Source organism: Lactobacillus jensenii DSM 20557, assembly GCF_001436455.1.
GTDB classification, from domain to species: Bacteria; Bacillota; Bacilli; order Lactobacillales; family Lactobacillaceae; genus Lactobacillus; species Lactobacillus jensenii.
This window is the reverse complement of sequence record NZ_AYYU01000007.1, coordinates 1-15,591: the sequence shown is the minus strand read 5'-3', so window position 1 is coordinate 15,591 and position 15,591 is coordinate 1. Positions and strand designations below refer to the sequence as shown.

The 15,591-nt window shown below is 34.8% G+C and carries 15 protein-coding genes; 14 read left to right on the top strand and 1 reads right to left on the bottom strand.

The features are described from left to right. Window position 1 precedes the first annotated feature (1 nt). From pgsA to FC45_RS02995, 4 genes are all read left to right on the top strand, one after another. On the top strand, window positions 2-565 hold the full coding sequence (gene pgsA / locus FC45_RS03010; RefSeq protein ID WP_006585003.1) for a CDP-diacylglycerol--glycerol-3-phosphate 3-phosphatidyltransferase: 564 nt from the start codon (window positions 2-4) through the stop codon (window positions 563-565). Window positions 566-744: 179 nt separating this feature from the next. Further along, a complete protein-coding gene (gene recA / locus FC45_RS03005) occupies window positions 745-1,827 on the top strand; it encodes a recombinase RecA (protein ID WP_006585002.1) in 1,083 nt (360 codons plus the stop codon). Between the two features lie 123 nt (window positions 1,828-1,950). Beyond that, on the top strand, window positions 1,951-3,582 hold the full coding sequence (rny, locus tag FC45_RS03000) for a ribonuclease Y (RefSeq protein ID WP_006588469.1): 1,632 nt from the start codon (window positions 1,951-1,953) through the stop codon (window positions 3,580-3,582). A gap of 105 nt (window positions 3,583-3,687) precedes the next feature. After that, window positions 3,688-4,857, top strand: coding sequence for an MraY family glycosyltransferase (locus FC45_RS02995; RefSeq protein WP_006587949.1), 1,170 nt, complete (start codon window positions 3,688-3,690; stop codon window positions 4,855-4,857). Between the two features lie 39 nt (window positions 4,858-4,896). On the opposite strand, the gene FC45_RS02990 is transcribed toward FC45_RS02995, so the two are convergent. Continuing rightward, entirely contained in the window at window positions 4,897-5,559 is a 663-nt protein-coding gene (locus FC45_RS02990) for a YigZ family protein (RefSeq protein WP_006585001.1), read from the bottom strand. 45 nt (window positions 5,560-5,604) lie between these two features. Here FC45_RS02990 and FC45_RS02985 point away from each other — a divergent pair, with 45 nt between their 5' ends. The 10 genes from FC45_RS02985 to FC45_RS02940 all read left to right on the top strand — a co-directional run. Continuing rightward, window positions 5,605-6,885: a helicase-related protein gene (locus FC45_RS02985; RefSeq protein ID WP_006585000.1), complete on the top strand. Its 1,281-nt coding sequence runs from the start codon at window positions 5,605-5,607 to the stop codon at window positions 6,883-6,885. Further along, complete coding sequence (locus FC45_RS02980) at window positions 6,882-7,559, top strand: ComF family protein (RefSeq protein ID WP_006584999.1); 678 nt, start codon at window positions 6,882-6,884, stop codon at window positions 7,557-7,559. The genes FC45_RS02985 and FC45_RS02980 overlap by 4 nt, the downstream gene beginning before the upstream one ends. 79 nt (window positions 7,560-7,638) lie before the next feature. Continuing rightward, window positions 7,639-8,184: a ribosome hibernation-promoting factor, HPF/YfiA family gene (gene hpf / locus FC45_RS02975; protein WP_006587948.1), complete on the top strand. Its 546-nt coding sequence runs from the start codon at window positions 7,639-7,641 to the stop codon at window positions 8,182-8,184. A gap of 138 nt (window positions 8,185-8,322) precedes the next feature. After that, window positions 8,323-10,725, top strand: coding sequence for a preprotein translocase subunit SecA (gene secA, locus FC45_RS02970; protein ID WP_006587947.1), 2,403 nt, complete (start codon window positions 8,323-8,325; stop codon window positions 10,723-10,725). A 57-nt stretch (window positions 10,726-10,782) separates the two neighbouring features. Next, window positions 10,783-11,899 (top strand): peptide chain release factor 2 gene (gene prfB / locus FC45_RS02965; RefSeq protein ID WP_100066559.1). Its coding sequence is split into 2 segments (ribosomal slippage): window positions 10,783-10,854 and window positions 10,856-11,899, totalling 1,116 coding nucleotides; the frame shifts between segments, so codons are not numbered across the junction. Window positions 11,900-11,911: 12 nt separating this feature from the next. Continuing rightward, window positions 11,912-12,217: a hypothetical protein gene (locus FC45_RS02960; RefSeq protein WP_006587946.1), complete on the top strand. Its 306-nt coding sequence runs from the start codon at window positions 11,912-11,914 to the stop codon at window positions 12,215-12,217. 11 nt (window positions 12,218-12,228) lie between these two features. Further along, entirely contained in the window at window positions 12,229-13,173 is a 945-nt protein-coding gene (hprK, locus tag FC45_RS02955) for an HPr(Ser) kinase/phosphatase (protein ID WP_006584994.1), read from the top strand. Between the two features lie 15 nt (window positions 13,174-13,188). After that, window positions 13,189-14,022, top strand: coding sequence for a prolipoprotein diacylglyceryl transferase (lgt, locus tag FC45_RS02950; protein ID WP_006584993.1), 834 nt, complete (start codon window positions 13,189-13,191; stop codon window positions 14,020-14,022). A 2-nt stretch (window positions 14,023-14,024) separates the two neighbouring features. Further along, window positions 14,025-15,047, top strand: coding sequence for an NAD(P)H-dependent glycerol-3-phosphate dehydrogenase (locus FC45_RS02945; protein ID WP_006584992.1), 1,023 nt, complete (start codon window positions 14,025-14,027; stop codon window positions 15,045-15,047). A 68-nt stretch (window positions 15,048-15,115) separates the two neighbouring features. Next, window positions 15,116-15,591 (top strand): NAD(P)/FAD-dependent oxidoreductase (locus tag FC45_RS02940; protein WP_155517704.1); only part of this gene is annotated, 476 nt, incomplete at its 3' end.

Here is a 15,591-nt window from a genome sequence, read left to right as displayed (position 1 = left end):
AATGAATTTACCAAATCGTTTAACTGTTTTTAGAATTATTTTAATTCCTGTTTTTATGTTAGTATTAATTCTAAATTTCCCAGTAGGTAATTTAGAATTTGCTAATGTTAAGATCCCTTTTAGTCAAATTTTGGCCGCAATAATTTTTGCAGGGGCATCATATACTGATTATTTAGATGGGCACATTGCTAGAGCAAGAGGATTAGTAACTAATTTTGGAAAATTTGCTGATCCATTAGCAGATAAAATGTTAGTAATGACTGCTTTCATTTTTTTAGTAAGTATGGCTAAAGCATCAGCATGGATTGTAGCAATTATCGTTTGTCGAGAATTAGCTGTTACAGGTTTACGTTTAATTTTAGTTGAAAATGATGGTGAAGTGTTAGCAGCTAAAATGCCTGGTAAGATTAAAACTGTAACACAGATGTTGGCAATTATTTTCTTATTATTAGGAGATATTTTCTTTATTGGTACGATTTTGCTCTACATTTGTTTGATATTCACAATTTACTCTGGTTGGGACTATTTCTACCAATCAAGAGATGTCTTTAAAGGTGAATTATAATTTAAAAGCCGTAAGGCTTTTTTTTATTAAATAAAAAAATATCAAGGAATAACAGGGTATTTAATTAATGGCTGGAAATTATAATAAGTAAATAAATGAACGCTAGTTCGTTTTTTGCTTGCAATTGTAACTAGATAGCAAGTATAATTAACTAGTAACTAGCTTGAGGAGGAAATACTTTGGCTAAAGATGAGAAACAAGCTGCTTTAGATGCAGCGTTAAAAAAGATTGAGAAAAACTTCGGTAAAGGTGCAGTAATGCGCATGGGAGAAAAGGTTGATACACAGATTTCAACTATTCCAACAGGCTCTTTAGCTCTTGATGCAGCTATTGGAGTGGGTGGATATCCTCGTGGCCGAATTATTGAAGTATATGGACCAGAATCATCTGGTAAGACGACGGTCGCTTTGCATGCAGTTGCTGAAGTTCAAAAGCGTGGCGGAACTGCTGCATATATTGATGCGGAAAATGCTATGGATCCAGCTTATGCAGAAGCTTTAGGCGTTGATATTGATTCACTTATCTTATCTCAACCTAATACCGGTGAAGAAGGTTTACAAATTGCTGACACATTGATTGCCAGTGGAGCAATAGATATTTTGGTTGTTGACTCCGTTGCTGCCTTAGTGCCAAGAGCTGAAATTGATGGTGAAATGGGAGATTCACATGTTGGTTTGCAAGCTCGGTTAATGAGTCAAGCTTTACGTAAATTATCTGGTAATATTAATAAGACTAAGACTATTGCACTCTTTATCAACCAGATTCGTGAAAAAGTAGGTGTTATGTTTGGTAACCCAGAGACAACACCTGGTGGACGAGCACTTAAGTTTTATTCAACTATTAGACTTGAAGTTCGTCGTGCGGAACAGATTAAGCAATCAAGTGATGTTGTAGGTAACCGTGTAAAAATTAAAGTAGTTAAGAACAAGGTTGCCCCACCTTTTAAGGTTGCTGAAGTGGATATCATGTATGGTAAAGGAATATCCCAATCTGGTGAATTACTGGATATGGCCGTTGAAAAAGACATTGTCGATAAGGCTGGATCATGGTATTCATATAATGATGAAAAAATTGGTCAAGGTCGGGAAAATGCTAAGCAGTATTTGGAAGATCATCCAGATATCTATTCTGAAATTATGACCAAAGTTCGTGAAGCATATGGAATTGATGCCAAGTCACTTGAAGAAAAAGAAGATCCAGCAAAAGTAAAAGAAAAAATTGATCAGGATGAGAAAAGTAGCGACAAAGCTAGTAAAAAGTAAGCCTGAAGAAATCGATTTAGACCTTGGTTTTTAACTAAGGTCTTTTTACTTTTGTTGACATATTTTATAGGAAAATTTATCATTAATTTGTGTGTATAATTCTTAAAAAGGGCGATAGTGATAATGATGAAAACAGATTTTATTCCTGTGCTAATCGCTATTGTTTCACTTTTAATTGGTTATGGTATTGGTTATTTAATTAGAAAGTTGCATTGGGAAAAACAAGCAGAAAATGCACGTAATGATGCACAACATTTGCTTGAAAATGCCCATACTAAGTTAGATGCAATTAAGGCGGAAGTTGAAGTAGCCAAGCAGACTGCAAAGACAGTTCGCCAAGAAGCAGAAAATAATAAAAAAGCTCAAATTTTAGAAGCTAAAGAAGAAATTAGAGCTTATCGTGAGCAAACCGAAAATGATTTGAGTAAACAAAGAATTGAGCTCAGTCATCGGGATGCTCGTTTGCAGCAAAAAGAAGATGCCATTCAAGAGAAAGAAAAGGATTTGAGTAAAAAAGATGCTCAACTCACACAAACTAAGAATCAGTTAGAGCAAAGAGAAGCCGACCTTACTCAAAAGCAAACTGAAGCAGATGATTTACTGGCTCAACGGCAGAAGAAGCTATATGAAGTAGCTGAATTGAGTAAGGAAGATGCTAAAAAAATAATTTTAGCTGATTTAAGTAATCAACTTGATAGCGAGCGTGCGGAATTAATAAGAAATAGTAATGAGCAAGCTCAAGCTAAGGCTGATCGTTTTGCTCGACAAATATTGGTAGATGCAATTCAAAGTAGTGCTGCTGATACAGTTGCTGAAACAACTGTATCAGTTGTCGAGCTACCAAATGAGGAAATGAAGGGAAGAATTATTGGTCGTGAAGGTCGTAATATTCGTTCCTTTGAAGCCTTAACAGGTGTTGATTTAATTATTGACGATACACCAAAAGTTGTAACTTTGAGTGGATTTGACCCAATTAGACGAGAAATTGCCAAAAGAGCAATGGAACGCCTAATTAAGGATGGGCGTATTCATCCAGCAAGAATTGAAGAGATGGTTGATAAAGCTCGTAAAGAGGTCAATGATGATATCTATGAAGCTGGTGAAGGTGCATTAATAGAATTAGGTATTCATAAGATGCATCCTGAATTAGTAAAAGTTTTAGGTCGACTTAAGTATCGGACTTCTTATGGCCAAAATGTTCTTGCTCACTCAATTGAAGTTGGTAAGTTAACAGGAACTATGGCGGCTGAACTTGGTTTAGATGAAAGATTAGCGGTTCGCGCGGGATTATTACACGATATTGGTAAGGCTATCGACCACGATATTGAAGGTTCCCACGTAGAAATCGGTGTTGAATTAGCACGTAAGTACCATGAATCTGATATTGTAGTTAATGCAATTGCAGCTCACCATGGTGATGTGCCTAAATTATCGTTTATTGCAGAGCTAGTTGTTGCTGCTGATACTATATCTTCAGCAAGACCAGGTGCAAGAAGTGAGTCATTAGAAAATTATATTAGAAGACTTACTCAATTAGAATCAATTGCTTCTGGTTATCAAGGCGTTAGCCAAGCATTTGCAATTCAAGCTGGTCGTGAGATTAGAGTTATGGTTGAACCAGATAAAATTTCTGACGATCGGACGACAATTTTAGCTAGAGATATTCGAAACCAAATTGAAAAGGAAATGGAATACCCTGGTAATATCAAAGTAACCGTAATTCGTGAGAAACGTGCGGTGGCGATTGCTAAATAACCAAAAAAAGGACTTATTTGTGCAAATAAGTCCTTTTTGTATTTGTACTAATTTTTCACAACTTGTATAATAAACGCTAGATATTAGCAGAAAGTTTAGAAAAACATGTTTTTAATTATTGTAAAATTATTCTTCTTAGTAATTATTCAAACGGCTGTAACGCCATTTATTAGAAGATTAGCCTTTGTTCTAGGAGCAGTTGATAATCCTAATGCTCGTCGTGTTAATAAAAAGCCGATGCCTACAATTGGGGGATTGGGTATTTTTGTGACATTCAACATTGGGACATTTATTTTATTAAGGGAGCAATTTCCCACTCATGAAGCTTTTTCAATCTTGCTTGCTTCTAGTGTAATGATTTTAACAGGCTTAATTGATGATATTTTAGAGTTAAAACCCAAGCAAAAGCTAGCAGGGCAATTTATTGCAGCATTGATTATTTATTTCCTAGCTGGAATAAAGATGAAAGAAATTATTTTGCCGTTTTCCAAACAGGTTATTAATTTGGGGTGGTGGAGCCTGCCAATTACCATTTTTTGGATTTTAGCCTTAACTAATGCAGTTAACTTGATTGATGGGTTAGATGGTTTGGCTACAGGGGTTTCACTAATTTCATTATCAACAATGGGTGTTGTTGGTTACTTCTTTCTTCACACTAAAGAATTATATATTCCAATTGCTTGCTTTATTTTGGCAGCGGCTTTATTAGGCTTTCTACCGTATAATTTCCACCCCGCTAAAATCTTTTTAGGTGATACTGGAGCACTTTATATTGGCTTTATGATTGCAATCTTGTCATTAAAGGGGTTAAAGAATGTAACCTTTATTTCTTTAATTGTACCGATTATTATCTTAGGGGTACCGATTACTGATACTGTTTATGCAATGATTCGTAGAAAATTAAACCATAAGCCAATTTCACAAGCTGATAAACATCATTTGCATCACCAATTAATGAGAATGGGACTTAGTCATAGACAAGCAGTACTATGCATTTATGGGATTTCACTAGTCTTTTCATTTATTTCATTATTATTTTTACTGTCACCATCTTGGGGAATCTGGCCTTTAATTCTAGGTTTATTAGTTGCCTTAGAGTTTTTTGTTGAATCGGTCGGGCTTTTAGGTGATAAATATCATCCATTACTTAATTTGATTCAGAAAATGATTAACAGTACACGAAGAAGTGATCCTACCGTTGAAGTTTGGCACCTTGGTGGTGAAAAGCCTAATCAATTAAAACGAAAAACAAAAGAAGATAAAGATAACGATTAATTTTTAAGACTAAAAAAGCTGGAGTTTTCTCCAGCTTTTTTATTGTTCATGATAATTGACTTCTTTAAGTAAAATTTCGTTATAGCGTTGACCAATTTCTTTTAAGGTAACTTGTCCATTTAACAAATTAGTAAGGTCAGCTTCTAGTGGTTTAATATCTTTATCTTCTACAAATAGAGTAAAAGTTACGTCAGTTCCGTATTTACGATTAGAAACAAAAACATCATTTTCTTCTAGATAATGATTTATTTCATCTAAGCGATTATAAGGAATCGAAAATGATAGTTCTTTTTGTAATACTCTTTTTACAACACCAATAGCTTTTGCAGCTTCAGTTACGCTATTGGAGTATGCTCTTATCAATCCACCTGCTCCGAGCTTTATTCCACCAAAATATCTGGTTACTACAACAGTAACATTTTTTAGTTTCATTAATTGCAAGGCCTTTAATTCAACAACTCCGGCAGTTCCTTGAGGCTCACCATTATCGCTTGCCTTAACTTGCTCATCATTTAAGCCAATTGTATATGCGTAGGTATTGTGAGTGGCATCATGATATTTTTTGGATACTTCTTTGATAAAAGCTTCGGCCTTTTCTTTAGTATCAGTTCTAGCGAAACTTGCAATAAAACGACTTTTTTTAATTATTAATTCGTTTTGCCCTGCTTCTTTAATGGTTAAAAAATTTTCTTTTTCTGACAAAAAAATTCTCCTTTCTTGGGTAATTTAATTTAGGGAGGAAAATTTATGGAAAATCTTACCTCACTTGCAGGAAGACAATGGATTATCAGTCAAGATGATTCTAGCATATTTTCTAATTGTGAAAAAATCGCTGGAATAATTGATGGTATATGTCAAAGATGTGGAAGTTATTGTGATACAAAAATCGCTGAGGAAATCCTTTATTGTCGTGAATGCATTGGATTAGGAAGAGTAAGTGAAAAAGATTATTTAATTAGAGATTTAAGTAATAAAAAATTTCCTAAACAAGGTGATTTGTTAACTTGGTCAGGGGAACTAACTACTAGACAAGCTAAGGTATCCCAGGAAATTTGTGATGCGTTTAATAAACGTCAGGATTATTTAGTTCATGCAGTAACAGGAGCCGGTAAAACTGAAATGTTATTTGCATGTCTTAAATTATGCTTAGAAGCCGGGCTAAGAGCCTGTATAGCAACTCCAAGAATTGATGTAGTTAATGAATTATTTCCCAGAATTAGTAGTGCTTTTTCTAATTTGAAAATTGGAAAATATCATGGTCGGGAATATAAGGATTATGAAGAAGAACAATTAATTATTTGTACAACACATCAATTATTAAAATTTTATCATGCTTTTGATTTGTTAATAATTGATGAAGTAGATTCTTTCCCTTATGCACCAAGTCCAATGTTACATTTTGGGGCTGATAATGCAGTTAAAACCGATGGAATGAAGCTATATTTAACAGCAACTCCACCAGATGATCTAATTGAGCAAATTAAGCATAAAGAAATTACTGTTTCGCTATTAAACAGACGCTTTCATGGTGGACTTTTACCAGTTCCAAAGGAGAAGTTGTTTTTAAAGCCTTTTTTGAAAAAGATGCAATTAAATAAGAATTTACTCAAAGAAATAATCTCCGTCATAAAGGCTGGACATCCACTTTTACTATTTGTCCCCAAAATAAGTGAAATACCTGTTTACTTAGAAGCTTTGCAATCCTGTCATGAGCTTAAAGGTGTTGTTATTAAAGGTGTTCATGCCGCTGATGAGGCACGGATTGATAAAGTACAGGAATTTAGAGATAGCAAGATAGATATTTTAATTACTACGACTATTTTAGAGCGTGGAGTAACTTTTAAACATGTTTGGGTAATTATTGTAGCAGCTGATGATCGAATTTATACTAGGGCATCACTAATTCAAATTGCAGGCAGAGTTGGACGAAGTAGCGACGATCAAAATGGTTTAGTTTTATTTTGTTATCACAAATATACTTTTCCAATACGACAGGCAGTTGCTGAAATTAAGAGGATGAACCGATGAAATGTTATCTTTGTGGAAATAAATTCATGCCAGCTCTAAATTTTAATGAATTGCTAAATCCACTTTCTGAGAGCTTGGATATTCTTTGTTCTGATTGTCAAAATTCATTTTCTTATTTAGAAAAGGGATGTCAATACTGTCAAAAAGCAGGAGCACAAAAAATATGTAAGGATTGTCAGGCTTGGCAGAAAAAATATCAAGTTTTATTAAAGAATCATGCAATCTATGCATATAATGTGCAATTTCATAATGCAATGAGGTTATATAAAAGATATGGGGACTACCAAGTAGGCAAGGCATTAGGAGCATTAATTCAATCGAAAATGCCACAAGGCTTTGATTACTATATCCCCATTCCCACCTCTGAAAGTCATATCAAAAAGCGAGGGTTTGACACGATTTACGAGCTTTTTAAAGGTCTGGTGCCATTATGTCCAATTTTGAAAAAAAGAGATTTAAATATAAGCCAAGGTGAATTGAATCGCCAGCAGCGTCTAGCAACACCACAAAGCTTTTATCTCGAAAAAGCAGTAGGGCAGCAGATAAGAATATCTGGAAAAGTATTACTACTGGATGATATTTATACGACTGGAAGAACTTTGTATCATGCAAGAGATGCGATTTGGCAAGTATTCCCAGATATACACATAGAAAGTTTTACAATTAGTCGATAAAGGCCGTGCAAGTGCTTACATTTTTGGTATAATATAGGTGTAAAGAAAAACCGCATAGCGGTTGAAAGGAGAATCTTTTATGTTAAAGTACAATGTACGTGGTGAAAATATCGAAGTAACTGAAGCTTTGAGAAGCTATGTTGAAAAGCGTTTAGAGAAGCTTGAAAAATATTTTGAATTAACTTCAGATGTTATTGCACACGTTAACTTGAAAGTTTACAAGAACCATGATGCTAAGGTTGAAGTAACGATTCCCCTCCCATACTTAGTCTTGAGAGCTGAAGAAACTTCTGATGATATGTATCGGAGCATTGATTTTGTTTCTGATAAACTTGAACGTCAAATTAGAAAGTACAAGACACGTGTTAACCGTAAAGGTCGTGAAAAAGGTGTTAAAGACTTTTTCATTGAAACTCCAGCTGAAGAAGAAAAGCCTACTAGCGAATTTGATATTGTTCGTAATAAGCGAGTAAGTTTAAAGCCAATGGATCCAGAAGAAGCAATCTTACAAATGGATATGCTTGAACATGATTTCTTCGTATTTCAAGATGCTGAAACTAATGGTACTAGTGTTGTATATCGTAGAAATGATGGCCGTTATGGCTTAATTGAAACTAATGAATAATAATTATTAAATTTTTTTGGGACTCCTTGGGGTTAAACTCAAGGAGTCTTTTGTGTTAGTTATTTTTCTTTTTTTTAATAACATGGTAAAATATCATTTGTATTTTAGACTTTAAATTAGATTTTAGGGACCGATTTAATGGTAAATATTTTAAAAAAACTATACGATAGTGATAAACGAGAACTTAAAAAATTTGAGAAATTAGCTGATAAGGTTGAAGGTTATGCTGATGAAATGTCCAAACTAAGTGACGCTCAGTTACAAGCTAAAACTCCTGAATTTAAAAAGAGACTAGAAGATGGTGAAAGCTTAGACGATTTACTTCCAGAAGCTTTTGCGGTTTGTCGTGAAGGGGCTAAGAGAGTTTTAGGACTATATCCATATCTAGTTCAAATTATCGGTGGTATTTCACTACACTTTGGTAACATTTCAGAAATGATGACTGGTGAAGGTAAGACTTTGACAGCTACTATGCCAGTTTATCTTAACGCATTGACTGGCAAGGGTGTTCACGTAGTTACTGTTAATGAATACTTGTCTGGACGTGACGAAGAAGAAATGGGGCAGTTATATCGCTGGTTAGGTTTAACTGTTGGCTTAAATCTGAATGAAAAATCACCAGATGAAAAGCGTGCCGCATATAATTGTGATGTTACATACTCAACTAATGCAGAACTAGGCTTTGATTATTTGCGTGACAACATGGTTGTTTATAAAGAACAAATGGTTCAAAGACCACTTAATTATGCAATTATCGACGAAGTTGACTCAATTTTAATCGATGAAGCTAGAACACCATTGATTATTTCTGGTGAAGCCCAACAAGCTACAGGTGAATACATTAGAGCAGACCGCTTTGTTAAGACCTTAACTGAAGACAAGAGCGATGATGATGTTGATGATGATAAGGATTATGGTGACTATAAGATTGACTGGCCAACTAAGACTATTTCATTAACTCGTCAAGGAATTGCTAAGGCATGTGAGCATTTCGGTCTTAAAAACTTATACGATGTTGAAAACCAAGTTTTGGTTCATCATATTGATCAAGCTTTGCGTGCTAATTACATCATGCTTAAAGATATTGATTATGTTGTCCAAGATGGGGAAGTCCTAATTGTCGACTCATTTACTGGACGTGTAATGCAAGGACGTCGCTATTCAGATGGTTTGCACCAAGCAATTGAAGCTAAAGAAGGAGTTAAAATTCAAGAAGAATCTAAGACTCAAGCGACAATTACTTACCAGAACTTCTTTAGAATGTACAAGAAATTATCTGGGATGACTGGTACTGCTAAGACGGAAGAAGAAGAATTTCGTGAAATTTATAACATGCAAGTTATCACAATTCCAACTAACCGTCCTATTCAAAGAAAGGATATGCCAGATATTCTTTATCCAACTCTTGACGCTAAGTTCAAGGCGGTTGTTGAAGAAATTAAAAAGCGCCATGCTAAGGGACAGCCAGTTTTGGTGGGTACTGTTGCAATTGAAAATTCAGAACGTTTGAGTAAAATGCTTGATGCTGAAAATATTCCTCATGCAGTTTTGAATGCCAAAAACCATGCTAAAGAAGCGGAAATTATCATGAAAGCTGGTCAAAGAGGAGCAGTTACAATTGCTACTAACATGGCTGGACGTGGTACTGACATTAAGCTTGGGCCTGGTGTTCGTGAACTTGGTGGATTAGCAGTTATTGGTACTGAAAGACACGAATCACGTAGAATTGATAATCAGCTTCGTGGACGTTCAGGACGTCAAGGTGACCCAGGTTATTCACGCTTTTATTTATCACTTGAAGATGACTTGATGAAGAGATTTGGCGGAGATCGCGTAAAAGTATTCTTAGATCGAATTTCTGATAATGATGATGACAAAGTTATCGAAAGTAGAATGATAACTCGTCAAGTTGAATCAGCTCAAAAGCGTGTTGAAGGTAACAACTACGATACTCGTAAACAAACTTTGCAATACGATGATGTTATGAGAACCCAACGTGAAATCATTTATGGTGAAAGAATGCAAGTGATTGAAGAAGATAAATCACTTAAGAATGTCTTGATGCCAATGATTAAACGGACTATTTCTCATCAAGTTGATTTGTATACTCAAGGCGATAAAAAGGATTGGCGAATTGATTCATTACGTGACTTTATTGTTTCAAGTCTTACTAATGAAGAAGTTGCTGATAAGATTGATTTGAAGAATATTAAATCTGCTGATGAGCTTAAAGAAAAGCTTTATAATTTAGCAGAAGAAAATTATAAAGATAAAGAAGAAACTTTATCTGATCCTAGTCAAATGCTTGAATTTGAAAAGGTGGTTATCCTACGGGTTGTTGATGATCGCTGGACAGATCATATTGATGCTATGGATCAATTACGTCAATCAATTGGCTTACGTGGATATGGTCAACTTAATCCATTAGTTGAATATCAAGATGCTGGTTATAGAATGTTTGAAGAAATGGTTGCCAACATTGAATTTGATGCTACTCGCTTATTTATGAAGGCTCAAATTAGACAAAATATTGCAAGATAGTTGATAATAAAAGAGGAGGCAAAAGCTTCCTCTTTTTTGCTTAAAGGAGAAAATAAAATGGAAATTAGTGAGATTTCGGCTGTACTTGATGAATTACGTGTTAAGTTAAATCATTTCAGGAGGTCTCTTTGACTTTGATGCTTTAAATGAAAGCATTGCAATTAATGAAGAAAAGATGGCAGATCCAGACTTTTGGAATAATCAAGAATCTGCCCAAAAATTAATTAGTGCTACAAATAAATTAAAAGAGAAACGAGATCATTTTAATGATTTGGCACAAGCTTTTTCTGATGAAGAAGCTGCATTAGAGTTGTTAAAAGAAGAATCTGATACTGACTTACAAGCTGAAGTAGAATCTGATTTGGAAAGCTTAAAAGATAGTTTTCATCAATATGAATTAAACTTACTTCTCTCAGGGAAATATGATACCAATAACGCTTTAATGGAAATCCACCCAGGAGCTGGTGGAACAGAAGCAATGGATTGGGCGCAAATGCTTATGAGAATGTATCAACGCTTTAGTGAAGCTCATGGTTTTACTTTCGAAATTGATGATTACGAGCCTGGTGATGAAGCAGGAGTGAAAAGTGTAAGTGTCTTAATTAAAGGAACTAATGCTTATGGATTGCTAAAGGGAGAAATGGGCGTTCACCGCTTAGTTAGAATTTCACCCTTTGATGCAGCTAAAAGGCGACATACATCTTTTGCAAGTGTTGAAGTTATTCCTGAAATTGATGACAGCATTGAAGTAGATATTAACCCAGCAGATTTAAGAATTGATGTTTTTAGGTCAAGTGGTGCCGGAGGACAACATATTAATAAAACTTCTAGTGCGGTTAGAATAACACACTTACCTACAGGAATCGTGACTACTTCACAAGCTCAACGCTCCCAATTTCAAAATAAAGAAACAGCTATGAACGCTTTACGTGCTAAACTGTTCCAACTTGAAGAAGAAAAGAAGCGAAAAGAAAAAGAAAAATTAAAAGGTGTCCAACAAGATATTGCATGGGGGTCTCAAATTAGATCATACGTCTTCCATCCATATAGTATGGTTAAAGATCATCGAACTAATTTTGAAACTAGTGATGTAAATGGTGTTATGGATGGCAAGCTTGATAATTTGATCTATTCTTTCTTACAATGGAGATTAAGCCAAGAAAATCCAGAATAGAAGGTGAATATTATGGGATTTATTGAATTTTTAGTTGTAGTATTAATTTTAGCAATTATTGTATGTGTTTTATTCGCTCTATTGAAGCTATTCATTCTTATCTTACCGTTTATTCTGATTATTGCAGGATTAATTTGGTTATATATTTATTTCTTAAAGCGTAAAATTCGCCATGAAATTAGTAAAGAAATGGATGAAGATTATAAAATGAGTTGGGATGACTTTGTTTCTTATGGAAAAAATACAACTAAAGAAACGGAAGGACATCATCGCAAACCAGCTCGTGATGTAACAACAGAAGATGTTAATGATAAATAGAGGTTAATATTATGGCTGATAAGGTTGAATTAACAGAGTTATTTGAAGATAATAATGTCCTACATGTATTTCAAGGAAAAGAATTAATTAAAAATCGGGCAGTAACTGTCTCAGATATTTATCGACCAGGTCTTGAATTAACTGGATATTTTGACTTTTATCCTTCAAAAAGAATTCAGTTGCTTGGAAGAACTGAGATTTCTTATGCGGCAATGCTTGATCATGAAACACGTCTTCATGTTTTCAATAAAATGGCAACGCTTGATACACCTTGTTTTTTGATTTCACGTAGTTTACCAGTTCCCAAGGAATTAACGGAGGCTGCAGCTAGAAATGGAATACCGATTTTAACTACATCTGAATCAACAACTTATATTATGAGTGTGTTAACGCAATATTTGCGAGAACACTTGGCCCAAAGAACTAGCATTCATGGTGTATTAGTCGAAATTAACGGGATGGGAGTTTTAATTACCGGTGCAAGTGGTGTTGGTAAGAGTGAAACTGCCTTGGCCTTAATTCAACGTGGACATCGTTTGATTGCAGATGATCGTGTTGATGTGTACCAACGAGATCATGATACGGTAGTTGGTGAAGCTCCTAAAATTTTGAATCATTTAATGGAAATCCGTGGTATTGGGATAATTGATATTAAAGATATGTTTGGTGTAGGAGCAGTTAAAGACCATACAGAAATTAAATTGGTAATTAAGTTGGAAAATTGGGATCCCAAGGCTAATTATGATCGTCTAGGTTTTGACCAAGATACTCGTGAAATTTGCAATATTGAAGTTCCTCAAGTTACTATCCCAGTTAAGGTGGGACGTAATTTAGAGATCATTATTGAAATTGCTGCTCTAAACTTTCGTGCTAAGCAAATGGGTTTTGATGCAAGTGTCACTTTCCAACAACAATTAGCAAAATTAATTGCAGAAAATGAAAAAAATAATAACTAGAATGGAGGAACTGATTTGTTTTTAGCACTGAATCCAGTCGCTTTCCAACTTGGAAACTTAAGTGTTAAGTGGTATGGAATTTTTATGGCAACTGGAGTTTTGATTGCTACTACAATGGCAATTATTGAAGGTAAAAAAAGGCAAATAATGAGTGATGATTTCATTGATTTGTTGCTTTGGGCTGTACCAATTGGCTTTATAGGAGCTAGAACGTATTATGTAGTTTTTGAGTGGGGATACTTTTCGCAACATCCTGACCAAATTATTGCAATTTGGAATGGCGGAATTGCGATATATGGTGGCTTATTAGCCGGACTAGCAGTTTTACTTATTTTTTGTAGAAATCGAATGTTACCACCATTATTGATGCTTGATATTATTACGCCCGGAGTTTTGGCGGCCCAAATTTTAGGCCGTTGGGGCAATTTTATGAATCAGGAAGCTCATGGTGCTCAAACGAGTTTAGCTTTTTTGCAGAGTCTCCATTTACCTGAATTTATTATTAAGCAAATGAATATTGGTGGTCATTATTATCAGCCAACATTTTTATATGAGTCATTTTTTAATTTAATTGGCTTAATTCTAATCTTGGCACTCCGGCACAAGAAAAATTTCTTCAAGCGAGGGGAAGTCTTTGCCAGTTATATTATTTGGTATTCAATGGTTCGATTCTTCGTCGAAGGGATGAGAACAGATAGTTTATACATTTTTAACGTAATTAGAGTATCACAAGCTTTAAGTTTGGTTTTATTTGTTGCAGCAATTATCTTTGTCATTTATCGTCGCAAACAAGGTAATGTTGCCTGGTACTTAGATGGTAGTGGATTAAAATTTCCGTATGAGAGGTAGTTATGAGAAAAATTGCAGTTTTAGGTAGCGGTTCATGGGGCAGTGTATTAGCATCCATGTTGGCTGATAATGATGAAAATAATCAAGTTCTATTATATGGGAATCGCCAAACGGTTTGTGATGAAATTAATGAAAAACATACTAATATCCATTACATGAAAGATTGGGCATTAAATAAACGAGTATTGGCAACTACTGATTTAAAAGAAGCTGTTAAAGATAGCGAATTAGTATTATTCGTTGTTCCTACTAAAGCAATTAGAGAAGTTGCTCAAAATGTAAAAAAAGTAATGACTGAAACACAAACTCAGCCATTAATTGTTGCAGCAACTAAGGGAATTGAACCTGGAAGTAAAAAGTTAATTTCGCAAATTTTAACTGAAGAAATTTATCCAGATCATGAAGAAAAAATTGTCGCAATTTCTGGGCCAAGTCATGCTGAAAATGTAGCCCAAAAGGATATTACAGCGATTACTTGTGCTTCAACTAATTATGAAAATGCAGAAAAAGTACAAGAAATTTTTTCTAATGACTATATGCGCTTTTATACTAGTAATGACCTGATTGGGGTTGAAATTGGTGGTGCTGTTAAGAATGTAATTGCCATTGCTGCAGGGATGTTAGTAGGTAAAAAATATGGTGATAATGCAAAAGCTGCATTAATGACTCGTGGTTTAGCAGAAATAATGAGATTAGGAGTTTCTTTTGGAGCACAGCCATGGACTTTTAGCGGCTTATCTGGAATTGGTGATTTAATAGTAACTTGTACTTCAGTTAATTCAAGAAATTGGCGAGCAGGTAAAGCACTTGGCGAAGGTCAAAAGTTAGAAGACGTTTTAGAAAATATGGGCCAAGTTGTTGAAGGTGCTGTTACAGCTAAAGCAGTGCATGAAATCTGCCAAAAAGATGGAATTGATATGCCAATTTCCGAAGCGATTTATAAAGTCTTATATGAAGGCGCAGATATTGATGAAGAGATTCGTGCAATGATGTGCCGTGAAAAGACAAGCGAAGTTCGCTGGTAAGCAGATTAATTGCTAAAAGTTTCCTCTAGAGTATAATTATACTTATAAAAAGTAAGTGGAGGCATAAAATGACAAAGCAATACGATATTATTATTATAGGTGCTGGACCTGGTGGCTTAACTGCAGCCCTTTATGCAGCAAGAGCTAATTTAAGTGTATTAATTTTAGATCGCGGAATTTATGGTGGTCAAATGAATAACACTGGTGCAATCGACAATTATCCTGGGTTTATGGAAATTCAAGGGCCTGAATTAAGTGAAAAGATGTATCAATCTGCAATGAAATTTGGTCCAGAGTTTAAGTATGGCGATGTAACTAGTGTAGATTTTTCAAATAAAATAAAGCTTGTAAAAACTAGTGATGCAGAATATGAAGCTAAAGCCGTAATTATTGCTACTGGTGCTGAACATAAGCATTTAGGTGTACCTGGTGAAGAAGAATATTCGGGTCGTGGCGTTTCTTATTGTGCCGTTTGTGATGCTGCATTTTTTAAGGATGAAGATGTAGTAGTTGTTGGCGGTGGTGATTCAGCAATTGAAGAAGG

Coding starts and splice junctions, on each gene's coding strand:
- FC45_RS02980 (WP_006584999.1), top strand. CDS start 6,882: ATGAAATGTTATCTTTGTGGAAATAAATTCATGCCAGCTCTAAATTTT.
- hpf (WP_006587948.1), top strand. CDS start 7,639: ATGTTAAAGTACAATGTACGTGGTGAAAATATCGAAGTAACTGAAGCT.
- FC45_RS02995 (WP_006587949.1), top strand. CDS start 3,688: ATGTTTTTAATTATTGTAAAATTATTCTTCTTAGTAATTATTCAAACG.
- rny (WP_006588469.1), top strand. CDS start 1,951: ATGATGAAAACAGATTTTATTCCTGTGCTAATCGCTATTGTTTCACTT.
- secA (WP_006587947.1), top strand. CDS start 8,323: ATGGTAAATATTTTAAAAAAACTATACGATAGTGATAAACGAGAACTT.
- FC45_RS02945 (WP_006584992.1), top strand. CDS start 14,025: ATGAGAAAAATTGCAGTTTTAGGTAGCGGTTCATGGGGCAGTGTATTA.
- FC45_RS02960 (WP_006587946.1), top strand. CDS start 11,912: ATGGGATTTATTGAATTTTTAGTTGTAGTATTAATTTTAGCAATTATT.
- hprK (WP_006584994.1), top strand. CDS start 12,229: ATGGCTGATAAGGTTGAATTAACAGAGTTATTTGAAGATAATAATGTC.
- pgsA (WP_006585003.1), top strand. CDS start 2: ATGAATTTACCAAATCGTTTAACTGTTTTTAGAATTATTTTAATTCCT.
- FC45_RS02985 (WP_006585000.1), top strand. CDS start 5,605: ATGGAAAATCTTACCTCACTTGCAGGAAGACAATGGATTATCAGTCAA.